The sequence below is a fragment of the Pseudomonas sp. Pdm06 genome, from assembly GCF_014851795.1.
Classification (GTDB): Bacteria; Pseudomonadota; Gammaproteobacteria; order Pseudomonadales; family Pseudomonadaceae; genus Aquipseudomonas; species Aquipseudomonas fluorescens_AA.
Genome location: NZ_JACVAH010000004.1, coordinates 175017 through 197466, shown reverse-complemented (window position 1 = coordinate 197466; position 22450 = coordinate 175017). Strand labels below are relative to the sequence as shown.

The following is a 22450-nucleotide window of genomic DNA, read 5'->3' as shown; positions in this document are numbered from 1 at the left end:
TCTGGGACAAGATCGCAGCCTCGTTGCACTCGACAGCTCCTACACTGCCACCCAGCGGGAGCAAGCTCCCTCGCCACAGGTTTCATCACTTTTCCTTAAGTGTGTCAGTGCTCAAGCCCCGCCAGGTAGGCCCACGGGTAAATACCCCGCTCATGTCCATCACTGAAGACCAGTTGCACCCCGTAGCCCTGTGGGTTGACCGCCACCACCCGGATCCGCGGATCGACCTGGACGGTCAGCCCTTGCAGGCGCAGCGCCCGGCACCGCGAGCATGGGCAGTGCTGGCGCAGGGTGGCATGGTCCAGGCGTTGTTCCCGACCGTCGGGCCAGTCCAGGCGCAATTGACCTTTGCCTTGGGAGTTGCCCAGCGCCAGCGGGCTCATTGCAGTTGACCCAAGGCAATGCGTACGGCCTTGCGCACTTCGGGGTCGCCATCGTCCTGGGCCGCCTGCAACGCCGGGATAGCACCTGGTTCGTTCAACTCTCCCAAGGCCAGGGCCGCCTCCTTGCGCAAGTTGCTGATGCGATGGCCCAGGGTTTCGATCAATGCCGCCAACGCCGGGGCGTAACGCAAGCGACCGAGGCTGCGAGTGGCCCGCAAGCGCACTTGCCAATAATCGTCGCCCAAGGCCTCGACCAGGGCCGGACCGGCATCGGCGTGTCCGACCTTGCCCAAGGTGGTGGCGGCTTCTTCGCGCACCGCCCAGGCCGGATCCCGGAGGGCCTGGCGCAGCGCCGGCAAGACTTGCGCATCCGAAGCCAGGCCAAGGGCGCCGGTGGCCGCGCGGCGCACCTCCGTATCCGGATCATCACTGGCCAACCGGGCCAAGGCCGGCAAGGCGTCGAGGTGCTTGAGCCAGCCCAGCACGCCAACCGCCTCGCGGCGCACGCTGGCATCGCCGTCAGCCAGAGCAACGATTGCCGCCGGTGCCGCGTCGAGCAAGCGCAACTCGCGCAAGGCCCTGAACGCCGCGACGCGCACACCGGCCTCGGCATGTGCCGTCCAGGGCAGGATCACCCTTCCCGCCGCCCCGCTCTTGAGCAGGCTCAGGCTCTGGGCGGCAGCGGCCTGCACACTTGGCGACGGATCGGTCAGGGCCTCGCACAAGGCCGTCACCACCGGCGCGTCCTCCCAGGCTTCAAGCAATCGCGCGGCTTCGGCTCGCACGTCGGCACTGGGGTCCTCGGCCAGACGGTCCACCAGCCACAGCAGGCCTTCAGGCTCCTCAAGGTCGGCCAGTTCGATCAGGGCGATGCGGCGCACGCCCGGATCCTCGTCAGTCAGGCGTGGTTGCAGGGCAAGGATGTCGTCGTTGTCGGTGTTTTCGAATAGAGAGGTCATAGGGCAAATCGCGGCAAGGAGGTTTCAGGGGGAAGCCCGAGGGGATTGAGGCGCGGCAACTGTCGGCCGTCTTCATGGCGCAGCAGGTCGAGGCAGTGACGCTTCAAGCGGGAGAATTCAGGGCGGGTGACCAGTTCGGTCGTGCGTGGCCGTGGGAAGTCCAGGCGCAGGTCCTCGATGATCCGCCCCGGACGCGGGCTCATCACCAGCAAGCGATCGGCCAGGAACAGCGCCTCGTCGATGTCGTGGGTGACGAACACCACGGTGGTGCGAATGCGGGTCCAGATGTCCAGCAGCAGCTCCTGCATATTCAACCGGGTCAGGGCATCGAGCGCGCCGAAGGGTTCGTCCATCAGCAGCAGCCGTGGACGGTTGACCAGCACCCGGGCGATCTCCACCCGTTGCTGCATGCCTCCGGAGAGCTGGTCCGGCCAGTGCCCGGCGAAGCCTTCCAGGCCCACCAGCGCAAGGATTTCATCAGCGGCCCGGTGCCGTTCGGCCTTGCCCAGGCCACGCATCTTCAGGCCGAAGGCGACGTTGTCGCGCACGCTGCGCCAGGGAAACAGCGTGTGTTGCTGGAACACCATGCCGCGTTGGGGCGACGGGCCGGAAACGCTCAAGCCGTCGACATTCAAGCTGCCGGAACGCGGTTGCAGATGCCCGGCCAAGGCCCCGAGCAAGGTGGACTTGCCGCAGCCGGACGGCCCGAGGACACAGACGAACTGGCCCGCCTCGATCTGGCAATCGAGCCCCTGGACCGCTTCGAAGGCCTGGGCCCCCTGGCCAAGGACAATGGACAACTGATGGATATCGATCCGTCCTTCGGGTGTTTGCATCATGCTCATCAGGCTTTTCCTCGTGGCCGATGCCAAGGCGTGAACAGCCCGCCCAGGCGTTTGATCAACAGGCTGCTGCCCATGCCCAACACACCGATCAGCAACATGCCGACGACGATGTCGGCGTAGTTCTGCACGGTGTAGGAGGCCCAGGTGTAGTAGCCGATGCCGTACTGGCCGGCGATCATTTCCGCCGTCACCAGGCAGAACCAGGACGTGCCCATGCCGATGGCCAGGCCGGTGATGATGCTCGGCGCGGCGCCCGGCAAAATCACTTCCAACAGGATCGCCCGGCGTCCGGCCCCGAGGCTTTTCGCCGAGGCGATCAAACGCCGGTCCACGCCTTCGACGCCGTGTACGGTGTTGAGCAGGATCGGGAACAGCGCGCCAGTGAAGGTGATGAACACCATCGACAGTTCTGACGAAGGGAACATCAGGATCGCCAGGGGAATCCAGGCCACCGCCGGGATCGGCCGCAGCACTTCCAGGGGCGGCAGCAACAGGTCTTCGGCCCATTTCGAACGACCGATGGCCAGGCCCAGCGCCACGCCGATCAACAGCGCCGCGCTATAACCGGCAAAGACCCGGCCCAGACTGCTGCCCAGGTGTCGGGCAAGATTGCCCGACTCTCCCAGGCCCAGCGCCGCCTGGATCACCGCCAGTGGCGTCGGGACGTTGGCGAAGGTCACCAGGCCTAGGTTCCAGTGGCCGGTTGCAGCGAGTTGCCAGAACAACAGGCAGAGCAGCAGTGAAGCGGCTCGCAGGAGCCAGCGTTTGGATAATGGGGACACGAATTTATCCTCTGATGTGTACCCCTGTGGGAGCGAGCTTGCTCGCGATAGCGTCAGATCAGTTGAATGGATGTGACTGACACGCCGCTATCGCGAGCAAGCTCGCTCCCACAGGTCATTGGCCGAAATCAGCGGGCGGCAACGGCCTGGGTGGTGGCCTCGCTGAAGTCGAAGACTTTTCCGCCCTGGGCCGTGGCAAATTGCTGGGCCTGCCCCTTGAGCAGGAACGCACTGAGCTGGCCCTTGGTATCACTGGCGAACCACGCCTGTTCGGCCAGCAGCTTGATTCCGCTGTCGCTGGCCTGGGCATAGACGGCGCGGATGCCCTTGCCTTCCTGCTTGAGACTCGCCAGCGCGGCGAAGGCCGATTGGGCCGAGGCGTAATGGCGCACTTTCGGCTCGCCGCGTACCCAGATCTCGGCCACGTGGCGGGCGTCGGCGATTGCCTGGCCGGTCGACGCATCGCTGCTGCCCAGCGGGGTCTGGGCGTAGTTAGCCAGTTGCGCGGTGTAGTCCAGGTTCGACGCCTTGAAGGCGGCGCGGATGTACTGATCATCGATGAAGGTATTGAGGTCCAGGCCGCGATCAGCCTTTTTCAGCAGCTTGAGGGTGTCGATGGCGGTGCCGACGGCCTGGCGGTATTCCGGTTTCCAGGTCAGGTCGCGGGTCTGCACCCCCAGCGGCCCGTGAAACAGGTAATTGACCTCGGCATCCACCCCGGTGACCTTGGCGATCAGCTCGCTGTACTTCTCCGGCTCGGCGGCCAGCAGTTGATTGGCCTCGATGGTGGCGCGCAGGTAGGCGACGACGATTTCCGGGTATTGCTTGGCATAGGCCTGGTCCACCAGCGCGCCGTGGAACGTCGGTGTGTTGGCCTGGGCGCCGTCGTAGATCTTGCGGGCGAAACCCCGGCTGGGGAACAGTTCGGCGAACGGCACGAAGTCGGCGTGGGCGTCGATCTTGCCGGCTTGCAGCGCCGAGCCGGCGACTTCCGGCGGCTGGGCAATGATGTTCACATCCTTGAGCGGATCCCAGCCCTGGGCAGCGACGGCGCGCAACAACATACCGTGGGCGGTGGAGGCAAACGGCACGGAAATGGTCTTGCCCTTGAGCTCGGCCAGGGACTGCACGCCCGACGCACTGGGCACCACGATGCCGTTGCCGCTGCCCTGGGTGCTGCCCGACAGCACGCTAATGAACAGGCTGTGCTTGCCGGCGGTTTCGAACGCCACGCCGTTGAACGCCCCAGGGAAATCGGCCATGGCACCGAAGTCGAGTTTGCCGGCGACCATCTCGTTGGTCAGCGGCGCGCCGCTGGTGAAGTTCTTCCACTGGATATCGTATTGGGCGTCCTTATAGGCGCCGTCATGGGGCAGGTATTTATCCAGCAGGCCCAGCTCCCGGATCAACAACCCGCCGGCGGCGCAGTTGATGGTGGTGTCCTGGGTGCCGATGGCGATACGGATGGTTTCTGCCTGGGCAGGCAGGGTCAATGAAGCCAGTACCAGACCGGCGAGTGCTGCACGCAATAGCATGGGTGTGTCCCCTCGAATCATTTATTGGATGTCGTCTCCGCCACGATCAGGGCGCGGTGGGAAACGAGGGGTGTTCTGAATGTGGCGTCCGGGGGTGGCCGGATGGCTTTTGTGGTGTTTGGGTGGGCCTCATCGCGAGCAAGCTCGCTCCCACAGGTTTATCGGTGTGCATAAGATCTGCGATTGGCTTCGACCCACTGTGGGAGCGAGCTTGCTCGCGATGACGTCCTGTCAGTCAGCGCAACAGATACGGAATCTCCACTTTCACCGCCCCCGTCGGGCAGTCCTTTTCACACGGCATGCAGTACCAGCATTCGTCGAACGCCATGTAGGCCTTCTGGGTCGCCGGGTTGATCGCCAGCAGGTCCATGGGACAGACATCGACGCAAACCGTGCAGCCCTTGTGGGCGATGCATTTATCCTCGTCCACGGTGACGGGGGCATTGGAGCGGAAAAAGATTTCCTGGGGTTGATAGGCCATGGGGGTTCTCTCTGGGTGGACGGTTCACGCCGCGTCAGCACCGACCCGCAGCCGGTCGTAGGCCTGCAGTTCGTCGGCATCGAGGGCGATGACGTAGGGTTCGACGGCTTTCTTGAATGAAGTCATCGCGCCGTCATCGCCCTTCTTCAAATGGCAATGGCAGAACCAGTCGCTGTCGTTGCGTTGTGGATGATCGACCCGATAGTGGTACAGGCCCCAACGGCTTTCGGCGCGAAACAGCGAGGCACGGGCGGCCATTTCGGCGCAGTCGCGGATCACGCTGACTTCCATGGCGCGCATCAGCTCATGAGGGTTGTGAGCCTTGAGTTGGTCCAGGTCGCGCTGGATATCGCTGAAGCGTTGCAGGCCGATCTGCATTTTCTTGGTGACTTTCGGCGGTTGCAGGTAATCGTTGACGAAGCGACGCAGCTTGTATTCCACCTGGGCCGGCGGCAGGCCGTGCTCGCGGTCCAGCGGCGCGTAGACACGTGCCCTCTCCCGTTCGATCTGCCCGGCATCCAGCGCCGAGAAATCCTTCCCGGCGACGAAGTCCGCGGCGTTGTTACCGGCAAACCAGCCGTAGGTGAACGCACCGAGCATGTAGTTGTGCGGCACTGCCGCCATGTCGCCGGCCGAGTACAGGCCCTTGACCGAGGTCTCGGCCCGCTCGTTGACCCACACGCCCGACGCCGAATGGCCGCTGCAAAAACCGATTTCGGAAATATGCATCTCCACCATCTGCGTGCGGTAGTCGGTGCCGCGGTTGGCATGGAACTGACCGCGACTCGGCCGTTCGTTGCTGTGCAGTATCTCTTCGATGTTCTGGATGGTCTCCTCGGCCAGATGATCGAGCTTGAGGAACACCGGGCCATTGCCACCTTCGAGTTCCTGATGGAACTCCCACATCATCTGCCCGCTCCAGTAATCGCACTCGATGAAGCGCTCGCCCTTGTTGTTGGCGGTGTAGCCGCCCAGGGGCCCGGTGACATAGGCGCACGCCGGGCCGTTGTAGTCCTTGATCAACGGGTTGATCTGGAAGCACTCCAGGTTCGCCAGTTCGGCACCGGCGTGATAGGCCATGGCATAACCATCGCCGGCATTGGTCGGGTTCTCATACGTGCCCATCAGGTAGCCGGAGGCCGGCAAGCCCAGGCGCCCCGCCGCGCCGCAGCAGAGAATCACGGCCTTGGCCTTGATCACATGAAAGTCGGCGGTGCGGCAATCGAAGCCCATCACGCCGTTCACCGCGCCCGCTTCATCGGTCAGTAAGCGGGTGCAGACCAGCCGATTGGTGATGCTCACTCGCGCCCGTTTCAGTTGGCGATAAAGCACCTTCTTGATGTCGTGCCCTTCCGGCATCGGCAGCACGTAGGCGCCCATGTGATGGACCTTTTTCACCGCGTAGTCGCCGGTTTCATCCTTCTCGAACTTCACGCCCCAGCGGTCCAGTTGCTCGATCGTTTCGAAGCTGTGGGTGGCATAGGCGTACACCGCCGCCTGGTTGACGATGCCGTCGTTGGCGATGGTGATTTCCTTGGTGTACTGCTCGGGCGTGGAATGGCCGGGGATGATGGCGTTGTTCAAGCCGTCCATGCCCATGCTGATGGCACCGCTGCGCTTGACGTTGGCCTTGTCCACCAGCAACACGCGCAAGTCACGGTTGCGTTCCTTGGCCTTGATCGCCGCCATGGGCCCGGCCGTGCCACCGCCGATGACGACAATGTCGTATTCCTGTTCCAGGGTGCTTCTAGTCATGGAGCTGCGTCCCTTTGTGCCGGTCGATCCGCAAGCGGTACTGGAAGGCATCGCCGCGGTAATAGAGGTGTTCGAAGTCCAGGGGCTGGCCGCTGGCGTCATGGGTCAGGCGCTCGATGCGCATGATGGGCGAGCCTGGTTCGACCTCCAGCGCCTGGGTCAGGTCGCTGTCGGCCAGCACCGCATCGATGGCCAGATCGGCGTGGCCCAAGGTCAAGGCGCAGTCGTTTTCCAGGATCAGGAAAATGTCGCGGGTGACCAGGTCGGCCTTTTCCAACCGTTCACCCAGGGCCTTGGGCAGGTAGGTGATCTCCAGGGAAACCGGCTCGCGGTTGATCAAGCGCACCCGTTTGATCTGCGCCACCGTGTCCCCTTCCGTCAACTTCAGGCGCTCGGCCACCTGTTTGTCGGCTGCGATGAACTTGAAACTGAGCAAGCGGTTGATCACCTCGAAACCGCGCCCGGTCATGGACTCGGCCAGGCCCTGGAGAGTGCTGACGTTCTGGAAGGTCTTGGGCTTGGCCACGAACGTGCCTTTGCCATGGATCTTGAAAATCAGGCCTTCCTTTTGCAGATCGCCCAAAGCCTGGCGCACGGTGATGCGGCTGACGCGAAACAAGGCGCCGAGCTCGCTTTCCGAGGGCATCTGCTCGCCCTGGGGGTATTCACCGTCGAGAATCCGCGCACGCAGCACGTCTCGCAGTTGTGTGTGCAGCGGTACGCTGTTGAGGGAAAGAACGTTGTCGGACATGGCCCCTATCACTTGTCATAACGAGTTATGACGTGATCTTAGGGAAACCGTCCGACGCTTGGGAAATACTCTTTGAGCATTAGGTTATGCCCACGTGGCTGGCCTCAGCGGCGCTGGAGAATGCGGTCCATCACCCAGTCGGTCTTCAAGGCCTCTTCGGCCACGGCGGGATGCTTCGACTCACCACGGATATGGGCATTCATGCCGAGTACATGGTGCCACTGGATATGCTCAGGATGATGAGGGATGTCGAGGCTGACGGAGGTGTCCGTACACAGTTGCAGCGGCGCCTCATCGAACACCGAGAAGCTGATCCGGCCTTGACTGCCAATCACTTCCACACGGTCCTCACGTCGGTCAGCGACGAAGTTCCAACAGCCCATGCCTGTGGCCCCGCAGGCAAAACGCCAATTGGCCACGACCGCATCTTCCGCCTGATACAAACCGTTCTGGCGAGCGGCGAAACCTGTCACCTCGACGATGTCCCCCAACAGGAACTGGAACAGGTCAAGGCCATGGCAGGCCAGGTCCGTGAAATAACCTCCGCCCGCAATCGCCGGATCGGTACGCCAATTGGTCGCACCGCTGATATCCGCCGATGACGCGGGCTTAGTCAGCGTCCAGGTCAAATGCCGGATGTCACCGATGCATCCTTGCTCGATCCATTGCCGCACTTTGCGAAAACGCGGCAGCGAGCGCCGGTAGTACGACACAAACAGCTGCACCCCTGCGGTGTTGAATACGCGCTGCATTTCCCGGCTCTGCGCGACATTGAGGGACATGGGTTTCTCGACACAGCAATGTTTGCCTGCGGCAGCCACCAGCAGGCTATAGCTCAAATGACTGTCGGGCGGCGTCGCAATGTAAACCGCATCGACTTCGGGATCATCGATCAGGGCCTGCGCGTCGGTGTAGAACCTGGCGATGCCGTGGCGTCCAGCATAATCGGACACGGCCTCCAGACGTCGCCCCATCACCGCTACCAGCGCTGAACCGGGCGCCTTGTAGAAAGCCGGCCCACTCTTGCGTTCCGTCACGCTGCCACACCCGATCATGCCCCAGCGTACCGTTTTCATCGTTTGACTCATGGAATCAAGGCCCAGGCTGCGCAATGAGCCCCTCAAAAAAGGCAGGAGTTTAATCAGACCCAGCCTGAATGTCGTGGCTACAACGTTTGCCCCTCGTTGCGAAACGCGCTCGGGCTCATGCCGGTCCATCGCCGGAACGCCCGGCGGAAACTGCGCACATCGCTGTAACCGACTTCTTCGGTGATGCGCTCGATGGACAGCTCGGGGTTGGCCAGCAGGTTCAGGGTGCGGCCGCGGCGCACTTGTTCGAGCAAGGTCTCGAAGGTCAGGTTGTGTTCGGTCAGGCGCCGACGCAGGGTGCGGCTGCTTATGTTGAGATCGCCGGCGATTTTCTCGATGTGGCTGCCACGGGTCAGGTCCCGGGCAATGGCCCGTTCCACGGTCTGGATCAGGTCGATCTTCTGGTGGACCTCGCAGGCCTCCTGCTCCAGCAAGGCCAATGCCTGGCGCAGGGCCAGCGGGTGATGATTGGGCAGGCGCATATCCAGCCAGCGCACATCGATCAACATACGATTGTGCCGGCAACCGAAGCGCACATCCGGTCCCAATATCCGCTGATACTCCTGGGCATAGGACGGCGCGGCGTGCATGAACTCCACGGCCAGGGGCTTGAAATCGGGACTGGCCAGCGCCCGGCCATAGACCATCAGGCTGGCGAAGAACTCTTCCACGGCAAACACCTGGATCTCGGCGAAAGGCAGGCGGCAAGTGGCCTCGACCCTGATTCGGTCAGTGGCTTCTTCGACGCGGGTCACCGCGATGCCGCCGGTGGTGTGCTGGTAACGAACCCCCAAGGCGAAGGCATCGCGCAGGGTTTCGCACAACGACAAGACGTGGCCCAGCAGGCCGAGGGTGCCAAGCACGTTGCGATCACCCACCCACAGCCCCAGGCCCTGGTCGGGCAACAGCTTGAGCGAACGTTGAATCATGATCACGGCCTGGCGGTAGGAAATGCGCTGGGCCGGATCTTGCAGGTCATCGAGGTCGAACCCCAGGCCGCGACACAGGCTGGCGGCATCGAAGCCCTTGTCCGCCACCACCTCGGCCAGGGTTTGCAGCAGGAATGGCGATACCAGCGCCAATTCATAGGTGGGGTCGATGACTTTCATCTGCATGGGGCGGATTCCGGAGCACGTTAGGTGGCGTTTTTGTAACCGGTTATTTCATAAAGTTAGCATGAGCCGCTGGATAGAGGGGCATAAAAATCTGGCCGCCCAAGTCCCCTGTATGGCCGCCAATACCCTGCCCTGTCGGCGGCGAACGGCTTATTTGTATGACTCGGACCTCCGGTGCATTTCCAACAATAATAATGAGCCCCCTCATGAACCCGACCCGCACGACATTCGCCTTGCAACTGACCCTCGGCCTGGCCTGCGGCGGTGCCCTGCCCGCCCTGGCGACCGAATCGGGGGTGGACAACATCGGCCCTGGCACCGACGGCTTTTTTGTGTTGCCGCTGGAGGTCGACAGCCTTCCGGACCACATGGTCGCGTTCAACCTCTACTACAACCATTACAAGGCCCGGAAATTCAACATCAGTTCATTGGGCGGCGAACTGCCGGATGTCGAAATCGAATCCACGGCAGTGGTCCCGCGCATCGATTACCTGAGCCCGTTGCGGGTGGCCGGTGGGCGCGCGGGGATCTACATCGCCCAACCCTGGATCAAGCAGGAAGTTTCGGTGTTCGGCCTGCACGACACCCGCGAGGGCATGGGCGACACGACCATTTCGCCCATCGTGCTCTGGGACATGGGCAAAAACCTGACCCTGGCCGCGGCGGTGGAAATCACCGTACCGACCGGCGAATACAGCACCGATCGATTGGCCAACACCAGCAACAATTTCTACACCTACAAGCCGCTGTTTTCCTTCACCTGGTTGCCCACGGAAGACACCGAGGTGTCGATGAAAACCACCTACAGCTTCAACCGCAAGAACAAGGACACCGACTACCGTTCGGGGCAGATTTTCCACTTCGATTATTCCGCCAGCTACCGCGTGACCGACAACCTGAGGCTGGGGCTCAACGGCTACTACCTCAAGCAGACCACTGACGACAAACAGTATGGCCGCACCGTGCAATTCGCCGGGCAAGACGTGGACGATGGCGTACGCGGCCAGGTCTTTGCCATTGGCCCGGCGCTGCACCTGACCTTCCTCAAATACGCCAGCGCCGAGATCCGTTGGGCCAAGGAATTCGACGTGGAGAATCGTCCGGAAGGGGAAATGCTCTGGGCCAAGATCAGTATTCCGTTTGCGTTTTGACCGAGTCGCTGCTTCGCGAGCAGGCTCGCTCCCACAGGAGGTGTGCAGGGGAATACAGATCCTTATGAACACCCCAAAACAATTGTGGGAGCGAGCTTGCTCGCGATAGCAATGGATCAGTTTGCATGAATGTCGACTGATGCACCGCCATCGCGAGCCAGCTCGCTCCCACAGGTTCTTGCTTCAGCTCAAACCCAGAATCGATGAAAGATGCCCATTGAGGAACTTGCCGCCAGGGTCCAGTGCCTGGCGCACCTGGGTGAATTCAGTCCAGCGCGGGTACAGCGCCTGGAGGGCCTTGGCGTTCAGGGAGTGCAATTTCCCCCAGTGGGGACGGCCCTGGTACTTCCAGAAAATCGGCTCGATGGCGGCGAAGAAATTATGATGGTCCATCTGGTAGTGCTGGTGCACGGAGATCGAGCAACTGTCCCGGCCTTCGAACATGCTCAAGGCAATGTCGTCGGCCTTCACGTAGCGGTATTCGATGGGAAACCAGGTGCGCAGGTCCTTGTCGCGGATCAGTGCAAGGATCTCCCGCAGGCACGCCGGGCCGTGTTCAGCCGGGACTGAATACTCCATCTCGTTGAAGCGTACCGTACGGGCGTTGGCGTAGATGTCATGGGAGTCGCCGACGCGGTCATCGAAATCGGCCACCAGCCGCAGGCTGTTGAGCAACGCTCGCCGGATCGCCGGAAAATCGCTGCCGTACTTGTCGAGGTTTTCGATCAGGGAAACGAACTCATTGCCGCCCTCTTCCTCGGGGCTGATCGGCGGCGTAACCGGATCCGTGGTCTCGTTCAGGGTGATCGACAGCGCATAGTCGGAGTGGGTAACGACTTGCATTTCCCAGTGCTGGTTGTCCCGGGTGTTGGCGTCCACGTCCTCGAGCAACTCCTCGGTTTTCGCCACCCACTGGTGCTCGCGCAAGCGATAGGCGGCGCGGTTCTGCAGGCGCACGCGGGTCACCAGCCCCAGCGCGCCAAGGGACACCCGGCCAGCCTTGAACACTTCGGCATGATGCTGGGCATCGCAATCGAGGACCTCGCCGCTGGCCGTCACCAGTTGCAGGCCGACGACCTGGGACGCGTACGAGCCAAAGGCCTTGCCGGTACCGTGGGTCGAGGTTGCGATGGCACCGGCCAGGGTCTGGTAATCCACATCGGCCATGTTCGGCAGTGCCTGGCCGATGGCCTTGAGCGCCGGGCCCATGCGCGACATGGGCGTGCCGCCGCCGAACGCGGCTTGCAGACTGGCCTCGTCGTGATCCAGCAGGCCACTGAAAAAGCTCAGCGACAACAAGGTGCCATCGGTGGGCACCAGGGCGCTGAAGGAATGACCGGAACCCACCGGACGAATCCGCCCTTCGGCGCGGCGTACCACCTGTACCAGTTCATCGAGGTCCTTGGGGGCCAGGCGCGCCGCCGGCAGGCAACTCTGCGCACCGGACCAGTTGCGCCACGGGATCAACCGCGGCGCACGCATCAGCTCGGCCAGGGCGCCCTGGCTGCCCAGCGCCGTGAAGGCGGCGACAACGCCGGCCTGTTGCAGCAACCGACGCCGTGAGTAATCCATCGTCATGCCGTAGTACCCGTATTCATTATTGGAAGTGTTGACCGGACATGAAGGCGATCAGGGCCAGGAACTGCTCTTCGGAACAGTGCATGCACAGGCCCATCGGCGGCATGCCGTTGTAGCCGTTGATCGCGTGGTCCAGCAGGGTGTCGGCGCCCTGGGCAACCCGCGGGGCCCAGGCGTTCGTATCGCCGGTCAACGGTGCCCCGGCGCCGGGGTTGGCGTGGCAGAGCTTGCAGCTGCTGTCGTAGACCTGGGCCAGTGCCGCATCGCTGGGCATGGCCGTGAATACCGTGGGCGCGGGCGGTTTGGCCTCTTCGCCACACGCGGCAAGCAACGCGCCGAACGACACGACGGCAGCGGTTCGAAACAGGAAGGAAGGCGTGATTGCCGACATAAGGCCCCTCTTGGCGGCGCAATGGCTGCGCCTTTCTTGTGGTGGGTCTGGCAGTTCCCACACTAAGGCACGCCACCGCATCCGCTTGAGGTCATTGGGGGCCATAAAAGGGGGCTTGGGCGGCCAGCACTGGAGAGTCGATGACTCTGTGGCTAGGGGATTCATTTGTGGGAGCAAGGCTTGCCCGCGAAGCAGGCGACTCGGTTCCAGATAGACTGTGTGTTTCCTCATCGCGGGCAAGCCTTGCTCCCACAGATCGCCCCCACAGAACGGCTCGCCACAAAGGCATCGCTTGCTCAGGGGAGTAATAACCCCTGCTCGCGCTCGCACAACTGCACCACGTAATCCCACAACACCCGCAGGCGTACGGACTTGTGCAGCTCGCGGCGGGTACTGATCCAATAGCTGCGGCGGATGGTTTCGTCTGGCAGCAACGGCACCAACGTCGGGTCACCGCTGGCCATGTAGCACGGCAACACGGCGATCCCCAGGCCCGAGCGCGCGGCCTGTTGCTGGGCGATGACGCTGGTGCTGTGGAACACCACCCGGGGGTTGCGGCAAAAACTGTTGAGGAACATCAGTTCCTGGCTGAACAGCAGGTCATCGACATAACCGATCCAGGCGTGGCGCGCCAGGTCTTCGCGGCTGCGCAGCGCGGGCGAGCGATCCAGGTAGGCCTGGCTGGCGTACAGCGCCAGGCTGTAGTCGGTGAGTTTGCGGGTCACCAGCAGGTCGGCGGCCGGGCGTTCGAGGTGGATGCTGATTTCCGCCTCACGATTGAGGATGCTGACAAACCGCGGCACCGCCACCAGCTCCACTTCCAGCCCCGGATAACGCTGGAACAAGCCGTCCATGCGACTGGCGAGGAACATGATGCCCAAACCTTCGGTCACCCCCAGGCGGATCTTGCCCAGGGGCGCACTGGACTGGGTGATGTCCTCCTGGGCCAGCAATGCCACGTTTTCCATAGCCTCGGCGTGCTTGAGCAACGTCTCGCCCGCCGGGGTCAGTTCATAGCCCTGGGCATGCTGGACGAACAATGCGGTGCCCAGGCTTTTCTCGATGGCCTCGATATGCCGGGCCACTGTGGCGTGGGTGGTGTTCAGGCGCCGTGCAGCCGTCAACAAACGCCCACTGCGTTGCAGCTCCAGGAAATAGCGCAGGTCATTCCAGTCGAACATGAAGCGATCCTTGAACACGCCTGAAGGCATGACTGTTTATAAACGCACAGCCACTGCGCAAAAACTAACATTCTTTTGACGAAAACTAACAACTAGGATGAGTCCCACAACAACAAGAATGAGGTCGCGAATGCAACCTGTCGTCGATGAATACGATTACGTGATCGTGGGCGCCGGCCCTGCCGGGTGCTTGCTGGCCAATCGGCTTTCGGCCAACCCGCAACACCGGGTGCTGCTGCTCGAAGCCGGCGGGCGCGACAACTATCCGTGGATTCACATCCCGGTCGGCTACCTGTTCTGCATCGGCAACCCACGCACCGACTGGTGCTTCAAGACCGAAGCACAACCGGGCCTGCAAGGGCGGGCCCTGAGCTACCCGCGCGGCAAGGTCCTGGGCGGTTGCTCCTCCATCAACGGCATGATCTACATGCGCGGCCAGGCCACGGACTACGATGGCTGGGCTGCCGAGGGCAATCCCGGCTGGGCCTGGGAAGACGTGCTGCCGCTGTTCCGCCAGAGCGAAAACCACTTTGCCGGCGCGTCCGAATTTCACGGCGCCGGCGGCGAATGGCGGGTCGAACGCCAGCGCCTGTCATGGCCGATTCTCGATGCCTTCCGCAGCGCCGCCGAGCAGAGCGGCATCCCCAACGTCGACGATTTCAACGGCGGCGACAATGAAGGCTGTGGCTACTTCCAGGTCAACCAGAAAGCCGGGGTGCGCTGGAACGCGGCCAAGGCGTTTCTCAAGCCGGTTCGCCAGCGCGCCAACCTCACGGTGTTGACCGACGTCGAGGTCGACCGCGTGTTGCTGCGTGACGACCGCGCCCACGCCGTCAGCGCTCGCTGGCAAGGCAAGGGCATGACCTTCAAGGCCCGCAAGGAAATCGTCCTGTGCGCCGGGGCCGTGGGGTCGCCGGGGATCCTGCAACGTTCCGGGATCGGCCCGCGCAGCCTGCTGCAACGCCTGGGCATCGGCGTGACCCATGAACTGCCCGGTGTCGGCGGCAACTTGCAGGACCACCTGCAACTGCGGCTGATCTACCAGTTGGAAAACGCCCGCACCCTGAACCAGATCGCCGGCACCCTGTGGGGCAAGATGGGCATGGGCCTGCGCTACCTGTACGACCGCAGCGGCCCGCTGTCCATGGCCCCCAGCCAACTCGGCGCGTTCGCCCGCTCGGGCCCGGAACAGACCTCGGCCAACCTCGAATATCACGTGCAGCCGCTGTCCCTGGAACGCTTCGGCGAACCGCTGCACAGCTTCCCGGCGTTCACCGCGTCGGTCTGCGACCTGCGCCCGCAAAGCCGTGGCCGGGTGGACATTCGTTCGGCCGACCCGCACGAAGCGCCGCTGATCCAGCCCAACTACCTGAGCCACCCCGAGGACCTGCGGGTCGCCGCCGACGCCATCCGCCTGACCCGCCGCATCGTCGCGGCCCCGGCCCTGAGCGCGTTCAAACCGGTGGAATACCTGCCGGGCCCCAGCCTGCAAACCGAAGAGGAACTGCACCAGGCCGCCGCTCGCATCGGCACGACGATTTTCCACCCGGTCGGCACTTGCCGCATGGGCCAGGATCGCGACGCGGTGGTGGATGCGCAACTGCGCGTCCACGGCATCAAGGGCCTGCGCATCGCCGATGCCTCGATCATGCCGCGCATCACCTCCGGCAACACCTGCTCGCCGACGCTGATGATTGCCGAGAAGGCGGCGCAGATGATGCTCAACCCCGCGACGAGGAACACCGACATCGAAAAAGCACCTGCTACGGTCTGAAGAACAACAGAAACACCTGTGGGAGCGAGCTTGCTCGCGATGACGGCGGCACATTCAACTTGTGGGTGACAGACAGGCAGCTATCGCGAGCAAGCTCGCTCCCACAAGGGGGTGAGTCGATTCAAGGAAAGTGTGTCAAATCAGGAGACGCCACCCCGGCGTCGCAGTGGAACAACAAAAACAATCACTGTGAGGGATACCGCTATGTCCGAGCATGTTCAGCCCCTGGAAGCCACGCGCAGCGCCGGCACCAGCCAGGAAACCCAGAAAGTCATCTTCGCCTCGTCCCTGGGGACGGTGTTCGAGTGGTACGACTTTTTCCTCTATGGCGCCCTGGCGGCGGTGATCAGCAAGCAGTTCTTCGCCGGGGTCAACGACACCACCGCGTTCATCTTCGCCCTGATGGCCTTCGCCGCCGGTTTCATCGTGCGGCCGTTCGGGGCACTGGTGTTCGGGCGGTTGGGGGACATGATCGGGCGCAAGTACACGTTCCTGGCCACCATCATCCTCATGGGCCTGGCGACGTTCTGCGTCGGCCTGCTGCCCAACTACGCCAGCATCGGCATCGCCGCGCCAATCATCCTGGTGGTGTTGCGCATGCTCCAGGGCTTGGCCCTGGGTGGTGAGTACGGCGGCGCGGCGACCTATGTCGCCGAGCATGCGCCGATGGGCAAGCGCGGTTTCCATACCAGTTGGATTCAGTCCACCGCCACGTTGGGGCTGTTGCTCTCGCTGCTGGTGGTGCTGGGCTGCCGCTACTTCACTGGCGATCAGTTCGAAGTCTGGGGCTGGCGCATTCCGTTCCTGCTGTCGATCCTGCTGCTGGGCATCTCCACCTGGATTCGCCTGAGCCTGCACGAGTCGCCGGCCTTCCTGAAAATGAAAGAAGAAGGCAAGTGCTGCAAGGCGCCGATCCGCGAATCCTTCGGCAAATGGGAAAACCTGAAGGTGGTGCTGATCGCCCTGTTCAGCATCAATGCCGGGCAAGCGGTGACCTTCTACGCCGCGCAGTTCTACGTGCTGTTTTTCCTCACCCAGTTCCTGAAGATGGACCCGGCCCTGGCCAACAGCCTGCTGATTGTCAGCGTGGTGATTGGTGCGCCGTTCTTCATCTTTTTCGGCTGGCTGTCGGACAAGGTCGGGCGCAAACCGGTGTTGATGATCGGCCTGCTGCTGGCGACTGCCCTGTACTTTCCGATCTTCAAGACGCTGGCCCACTACGCCAACCCGGCCATCGACCAGGCCAGCCGCCAGGCGCCGATCACCGTGGTCGCCGACCCGGCCACCTGTACCTTCCAATTCGACCCGGTGGGCAAGGCGCGTTTCGACAGCCCGTGCGACAAGGTCAAGACCTTCCTGGTCAAGCAAGGCCTGCCCTACAGCAGCGTCGCGGCCCCGGCCGGCAGCGCGGTGCAGGTCAGCGTCGGTGACGTGAAACTCGAAGGTTACGACGAAGCCGCCCTGCGCGGCGCGGTGACCCTGGCCGGCTACCCGCAGCAGGCCGATGCCCAGCAGATCAACCGGCCGATGATCGTGGCCTTGATCGTCGCGCTGATCATCATCTCGGCGATGTGCTACGGACCGCTGGCGGCGTTGATGGTCGAACTGTTCCCGACCCGGATCCGCTACACCTCCATGTCCCTGCCCTACCACATCGGCAACGGCTGGTTCGGCGGTTTCCTGCCCACTGTGTCGTTTGCCCTGGTGGTCTACACCGGGGATATTTTCTACGGGCTGTGGTACCCGGTGGTGATCACCGGGGTGAGCCTGGTGGTGGGCATGATCTGCCTGCGGGAAACCCGCAACGTGGACCTGGATACCAACTGAGGGCAAAACCGTGGCGAGGGCATGGGCGCCCTCGCCACCGCTTCAGAAGCGCCCCTTCAAGGTCATGGTGAAGTTGCGCGGCTCACCGTAATAGTTACCGAAGCTCTCGGTGCCTATAGTGGTGTAGTAGCGCTTGTCGAACAGGTTGTTGCCATTGAGGGCCACCGACCAGGTGTCATCGATGCGGTAGCCAACGCGGCCGTTCCACACGGCATAACCGGCCTGGGTGATCTTCTCGCCCGTCGCCGGCGATACGCGGAAGTTATCGCTCTGGGCATTGACCCCGGCACCGACACTGAACCGTTCGAGCGCCCCGCCGAGGGCATAATCGCTCCACAGGCGCAGCACATGGCGCGGCACGTAGCTGTTGAACGAGCCGCCGTTGAGGCTGGTGTCAATGTCGTCGAGGGTCTTGGTCTGGGTGTAGGTGTAGCCGGCCAGCAGTTGCAGGCGCTCGATGACTTCACCGCTGATTTCGGCTTCGAAACCCTGGGCGCGCACCTTGCCAGCGTTCTCGTAGCAGTAACCGTCCGAGGACGCGCAACTGGAGTTGTAGTCAGTCTGGGCCTGGTCTTTCTGCAGTGTGCGGAACAGGTTGAAGGCGCTGTTCAGGCGTCCCTCGAACCACTCGCCCTTGATCCCCAGCTCATAACTCTCGCCCATCAGGGGCTTGAGTGCCGAGCCGCTTTCGGAGCGGTAGTTGCCCTGGGGCGTGAAGATATCCGAATAGCTGGCATAGGCCGTCAGGTGCTCATTGAGGTCCAGCAACACGGCGGCAAACGGCGTGACTTGCCCCGTCTCCGTGCTCTTGGCGTGCTCCGTACCGCCCGTGAGGAACACCGAGTCGGTCTTGGAGCTGTACCAGCTCACCCGGCTGCCGACGACAAACGTCAAGGGGTCAGCCAGTTTCAGTCGCAGGGTCGAATACATGCCTTGCTGCTCGGTCACGGTCTTGACCGGACCTCCCCGCGTCGAGTTTTCGATGAAGTAACTGTCGTCCGGTTCGGGAATATGTCGGTCCGGATCGAACACATTCTGCTTCTGTGGCAACAGCGCCACCGAGAAAAAATCATCCTTGTCCGAACGACTGGCGTTGAAACCGACGATCAACTCATGTTGCTGCCCCAGGGCGTCGAACTTGCCGTCCAGGTAGGCGTCGAGGCCGTAATCGACCTGGTCATAGTCATACATGCTGCCCAGCATGTTGGTGGTCGAGGTGCCTGGCGCCACCGAGCCCGATGCAAACGCGTATTTGATGTCCTGGGTATTTTTCGTATAGACACTGGCGACCTTCACGGCCCAGTCGTCGTTGAGCTGATGCTTGAGATCGCCGAACACCGTGGTCCGCTGGCTGCGCCAGGTGTTCCACGATGGGTCCAGGCAAGTGGAACGACTGAGTTTCAGATCGCGGCCGTCCCGGTAGCGCGGAAGCCCGCCCCAGCACGGGCTTGCATCGACGTCCTCATAGGCTACGCCCAGGCCGAGCGTCGTGTCGGGCGACAGGTCGAAGTCCAGGGCGCCGTAGTAGATCTGGTCCTTGCGCCGGGCATCATCGTAGAAATAGTGCCGGCTCTGCTCGGCGATCACCGCCCTGCCCCGCACGGTGCCGGCGTCATTCAACGGGCCACCGGTATCGACCTGCCCACGGTAATTGTCCCAGGTTCCCCCGGACAGGCTGAGCTCGGTCTGCGCCGTGGCCTGGCCGCGTTTACGAACGAAGTTGACGCCGCCGGACGTGCCGCCCGCCCCCTTCATCATCCCGGCGGCGCCGCGCAGCACTTCGACCCGGTCGTAATAGGCCATGTCGCTGCTGAAACTGTCGGCCTGGACATAACTGTTGCCCATGTCCAGCGGAACGCCGTCGTATTGATACTGGCCAGACATGCGGAACCCGCGGGAATAGAAATACTTGCCGCCCATGGTCGAGTCGTAGACGGTGATGCCAGGGGTCTTTTCCATGACTTGATCGATGGTATTGAGGTTCTGGTCATCGAGCATCTTGCGGGTAATCACCGTCACCGATTGCGGCGTTTCGCGCAGGGAGTGCTCCCCCTTGCCAATGGTGACCGCACCCGTCGTGTAGGAGTGACTGTCCTCGGTGGTCGCCCCGAGCCGCTGTGCCTCGATGGTGGTGGCGTCCAATTCCAATGCCGAACCACTGACCGGCGCGGGGCGCAGCACGTACGTGCCGTTGGCCTGGAGGGCGGCTTGCAGGCCACTGCCGCCAAGAATGCGGGAAAAGCCGTCGCCCACGCCGAAAGCCCCCTTCAGGCCGGGGGATTGCAAGTCCCCGAGTTGCCGGGCATCAAACGAAATGGCGACGCCGGCGGCGCTGGAGAAACGGGTCAGCACATCCACCAGGCGACCGGCGCCGATATCGTAGGCCTGCACCGCGCGCTGCTGCGCCGCAGCCGCTGGAACCGGGCTGGCGTTCACGACCGTGACGTCGGCGGTCGTGACCGCCAGCAAGCTGATTTTCACTGCAAACACCAGACGGCCTGGCGCGCTCACCCAAGTCATATTTCCCCTCCCCAAAACGGTCGATAAAAACTCACTGAGGAAGAGCCGAACGATGGGGACGAAAAGTGCAGGGGCTGATTTTTTTATTGCGTAGCATTACCGCCGATGGCCACCGGAGACCTGGACCCAGAATCGGCTATAGCGGGTCACTCGCAACGAAAAGCCGCTTTCCAGCGCGGCCAGGGCGAGATCGGTGTTATCGACGGGAAACACACCGGAAACCTTCAAGTCGCCAATCGCCGGATCCCAACGCAGCACACCGGGGCGATAGCGCGACAGTTCCTCCAGCAGCGCCGCCAGGGGACGGTCAATGGCGATGATGCTTCCCTTCTGCCAGACACCGACCGACACATCGTTGCCGCGCAGCGCCCCCAACGACTGTTCGTTGAAATCCAGGCGCTGGCCGGCTTCGACCCGCATCCTTGATCCACTTGCCAACAGGCTCACCTCGACCGCTTTCTCCAGCACCGCCACTTCGCCGCCCCGCGCCTGGCTGCGGACGATAAACCGCGTGCCCAGCGCCAGCACCTCGGCCGACCCCGTGACCACCTTGAACGGACGTCGCAAGGGATCGACCGCCGTCGTCACGAGCACCTCGCCCCGCAACAGCTCCAGGCGCCGCTGCTGTCCATCGAAACGAACATTGATCGAGGTGTCGGTGTTGAGCAGGACCGTGCTGCCATCGGCCAGCTGGAACGCGCGACGCTCGCCCACTGCGGTGCGGTAATCACAAAACAGGTTCTGGGTTGCCTGGCTGCGCCAGCCCAGCCAGCCCAGCCAGCCCAGGCCGCCGGCGGACGTCAGCAGCAAGGCACTGCGCAACACCTGGCGCCGGGATCGCTGGTGGGTGTCGCTCAAAGTCGGTGCCGCCAGGGCGCCCGGCACACTCGCCATCTGCTCGGCCACCGCGGCCATGCGCTGCCAGGCCTGGCTGTGCAAGGGATCGGCAGCCAGCCAGGCGCGCCAATCGGCCCGGTCCGCGTCGGTCGCAATACCGGAATGCAGCCGGGCATACCAGCGTGCCGCCACGCGGATGGCTTGCAACTCGTCGGGGGGCAGGTTCATGAAAGCTGCAATTGAATTTGCATCAGGCAGCAATGTTCCATGGCCTTGGCCATGTGGTTGTTGACCGTGCGGACGCTGACGCCCAGGCGCTCGGCGATTTGCGGGTACGTCAGGCCATCGAACTGCGACAGGATGAACGCCTGCCTGACGCGCGGCCCCAACCCCAGGAGCAGACGGTCGATCTCCATCAGGGCCTGGAGCAGGATCGCCTGCTCTTCCAGCGATGGGTGCTGCTCTTGCGGCATGGCGGCCAAGGCTTCTAGGTAGGATTGTTCCAGCGAGCGCCGGCGAAACAGGTCGATCAACAGCCCTTTGGCGATCATCGACAGGTACGGTCGCGGCTCACGGATATCCAGCGCGGTGCGCGCCTTGATGACTCGCACAAACGTATCCTGGGTCAGGTCGGCGGCATCGAAAGTGTTGCCCAAGCGCTTGCGCAACCAGCCCTGGAGCCAATTGTGATGATCACTGTACAGAACGTCGACAGCACTGCGTAGGGACAAATCGTTGGCGGGCATGGCAATGGAATAATTCACGACTGATAATGACTCGCATTGTCATGGAGCCCATCGCCGCTTGCAACCCAAACGTGCCCGGCCGCTGCAACCCTCTGGGATCACTCAGTGCATGGCGTGATTTTTCACCGTGCTCTCCACCAGATCCAGCATCTGGCCCAGGGCCCAGGGCTTGGCGATGAACGACGCGTGGTGCTTGATCCCGGCGCTTTCCGGCGTCTCGAAGCCGGACATGATCAGCAGCGGGATCTGCGGCCAGCGGTCTCCGGTCAGGTTGGCCAGGTCGGCACCGTCGATCTTGCCGGGCATGGTGATGTCGGTGAGCAACAGATCGACGAAATGGGCGCTCTTTTCAAGGAACTCCAAAGCATCGTCAGCGTTTTTCTGAGGCTCTACGACAAATCCTTCTTCCTCGAGGATTTCACAGAGAAACTCCAGGATAGTCGGATCATCTTCCACCACGAGAATCAAACGTGTAGTCGCCTGGCCGTTGCCATTGGGCATCGAATTCATGAAAGTGACTCTCCTTGACCTCATAAACCTTCTTTGCGGTTTCAACCGCCTTGAAGTTATGAGCCATACCCCTGCGAGAAATTCATTCTGCATGCCGACAGGACGCCGAATGTCACGCCAGACACCCCTTGGCAACGCAGCGCAACGCTTTTATCTGTATATCCATACAGATAAAACTTGCCCTTGTGCGCATCCATGACCATGCTACAGCCCCATGAAATCTGCTCAGGAAAAGGGCGCT

General features: G+C 62.6%; 20 protein-coding genes. 3 read left to right on the top strand and 17 right to left on the bottom strand.

Annotated features, from left to right (window positions below; translation table 11 throughout):
- Positions 1-104: 104 nt before the first annotated feature.
- The 10 genes from IB266_RS08615 to IB266_RS08570 all read right to left on the bottom strand — a co-directional run bounded on the left by IB266_RS08615 (position 105) and on the right by IB266_RS08570 (position 9694).
- Positions 105-383, bottom strand: coding sequence for a DUF971 domain-containing protein (locus IB266_RS08615; RefSeq protein ID WP_192260912.1), 279 nt, complete (start codon positions 381-383; stop codon positions 105-107).
- A complete protein-coding gene (locus IB266_RS08610; protein ID WP_192260911.1) occupies positions 380-1342 on the bottom strand; it encodes a HEAT repeat domain-containing protein in 963 nt (320 codons plus the stop codon). Before IB266_RS08610 ends, IB266_RS08615 begins: the two co-directional genes overlap by 4 nt.
- Positions 1339-2187, bottom strand: a complete 849-nt coding sequence (locus IB266_RS08605; protein ID WP_192260910.1) for an ABC transporter ATP-binding protein — start codon at positions 2185-2187, stop codon at positions 1339-1341. Before IB266_RS08605 ends, IB266_RS08610 begins: the two co-directional genes overlap by 4 nt.
- Complete coding sequence (locus IB266_RS08600) at positions 2187-2969, bottom strand: ABC transporter permease (protein WP_192260909.1); 783 nt, start codon at positions 2967-2969, stop codon at positions 2187-2189. Before IB266_RS08600 ends, IB266_RS08605 begins: the two co-directional genes overlap by 1 nt.
- A 128-nt stretch (positions 2970-3097) precedes the next feature.
- Positions 3098-4504, bottom strand: coding sequence for an ABC transporter substrate-binding protein (locus tag IB266_RS08595; protein WP_192260908.1), 1407 nt, complete (start codon positions 4502-4504; stop codon positions 3098-3100).
- 235 nt (positions 4505-4739) lie between these two features.
- Positions 4740-4985 carry a ferredoxin family protein gene (locus IB266_RS08590; RefSeq protein ID WP_003180418.1) on the bottom strand — a complete coding sequence of 82 codons (246 nt, stop codon included), beginning with the start codon at positions 4983-4985 and terminating at the stop codon, positions 4740-4742.
- Between the two features lie 24 nt (positions 4986-5009).
- Positions 5010-6740, bottom strand: a complete 1731-nt coding sequence (locus IB266_RS08585; protein ID WP_060741498.1) for a fumarate reductase/succinate dehydrogenase flavoprotein subunit — start codon at positions 6738-6740, stop codon at positions 5010-5012.
- The gene (locus IB266_RS08580; protein ID WP_192260907.1) at positions 6733-7491 is read right to left on the bottom strand and encodes a GntR family transcriptional regulator; all 759 of its coding nucleotides are present in this window, start codon (positions 7489-7491) and stop codon (positions 6733-6735) included. The genes IB266_RS08585 and IB266_RS08580 overlap by 8 nt, the downstream gene beginning before the upstream one ends.
- 104 nt (positions 7492-7595) lie before the next feature.
- Positions 7596-8567 carry a Gfo/Idh/MocA family protein gene (locus IB266_RS08575; protein WP_192260906.1) on the bottom strand — a complete coding sequence of 324 codons (972 nt, stop codon included), beginning with the start codon at positions 8565-8567 and terminating at the stop codon, positions 7596-7598.
- Between the two features lie 89 nt (positions 8568-8656).
- Positions 8657-9694 (bottom strand): AraC family transcriptional regulator, encoded by a 1038-nt coding sequence (locus IB266_RS08570; RefSeq protein WP_192260905.1) that lies wholly within the window; start codon positions 9692-9694, stop codon positions 8657-8659.
- Positions 9695-9900: 206 nt separating this feature from the next.
- On the opposite strand from IB266_RS08570, the gene IB266_RS08565 reads away from it, so the two are divergent.
- Positions 9901-10845 carry a transporter gene (locus tag IB266_RS08565; RefSeq protein WP_192260904.1) on the top strand — a complete coding sequence of 315 codons (945 nt, stop codon included), beginning with the start codon at positions 9901-9903 and terminating at the stop codon, positions 10843-10845.
- A 183-nt stretch (positions 10846-11028) separates the two neighbouring features.
- Here the strand turns inward: IB266_RS08565 and IB266_RS08560 are convergent, their stop codons facing one another.
- The 3 genes from IB266_RS08560 to IB266_RS08550 all read right to left on the bottom strand — a co-directional run bounded on the left by IB266_RS08560 (position 11029) and on the right by IB266_RS08550 (position 13995).
- Entirely contained in the window at positions 11029-12327 is a 1299-nt protein-coding gene (locus IB266_RS08560) for a D-arabinono-1,4-lactone oxidase (protein ID WP_192261091.1), read from the bottom strand.
- 115 nt (positions 12328-12442) lie between these two features.
- Complete coding sequence (locus tag IB266_RS08555; RefSeq protein WP_192260903.1) at positions 12443-12814, bottom strand: c-type cytochrome; 372 nt, start codon at positions 12812-12814, stop codon at positions 12443-12445.
- Between the two features lie 296 nt (positions 12815-13110).
- Positions 13111-13995, bottom strand: a complete 885-nt coding sequence (locus tag IB266_RS08550; RefSeq protein ID WP_053123328.1) for a LysR family transcriptional regulator — start codon at positions 13993-13995, stop codon at positions 13111-13113.
- Between the two features lie 130 nt (positions 13996-14125).
- Here IB266_RS08550 and IB266_RS08545 point away from each other — a divergent pair, with 130 nt between their 5' ends.
- Entirely contained in the window at positions 14126-15769 is a 1644-nt protein-coding gene (locus IB266_RS08545) for a GMC family oxidoreductase (RefSeq protein WP_192260902.1), read from the top strand.
- A 204-nt stretch (positions 15770-15973) separates the two neighbouring features.
- A complete protein-coding gene (locus IB266_RS08540) occupies positions 15974-17596 on the top strand; it encodes an MFS transporter (RefSeq protein WP_060741490.1) in 1623 nt (540 codons plus the stop codon).
- Positions 17597-17638: 42 nt separating this feature from the next.
- On the opposite strand, the gene IB266_RS08535 is transcribed toward IB266_RS08540, so the two are convergent.
- The 4 genes from IB266_RS08535 to IB266_RS08520 form a co-directional block, all read right to left on the bottom strand.
- A complete protein-coding gene (locus tag IB266_RS08535) occupies positions 17639-20116 on the bottom strand; it encodes a TonB-dependent siderophore receptor (RefSeq protein WP_192260901.1) in 2478 nt (825 codons plus the stop codon).
- A 96-nt stretch (positions 20117-20212) separates the two neighbouring features.
- Positions 20213-21181 (bottom strand): FecR domain-containing protein, encoded by a 969-nt coding sequence (locus IB266_RS08530; protein ID WP_192260900.1) that lies wholly within the window; start codon positions 21179-21181, stop codon positions 20213-20215.
- Positions 21178-21699, bottom strand: a complete 522-nt coding sequence (locus tag IB266_RS08525; protein WP_060741487.1) for a sigma-70 family RNA polymerase sigma factor — start codon at positions 21697-21699, stop codon at positions 21178-21180. The genes IB266_RS08530 and IB266_RS08525 overlap by 4 nt, the downstream gene beginning before the upstream one ends.
- A gap of 102 nt (positions 21700-21801) precedes the next feature.
- Positions 21802-22209, bottom strand: coding sequence for a response regulator (locus tag IB266_RS08520; protein WP_072406937.1), 408 nt, complete (start codon positions 22207-22209; stop codon positions 21802-21804).
- Positions 22210-22450 lie beyond the last annotated feature (241 nt).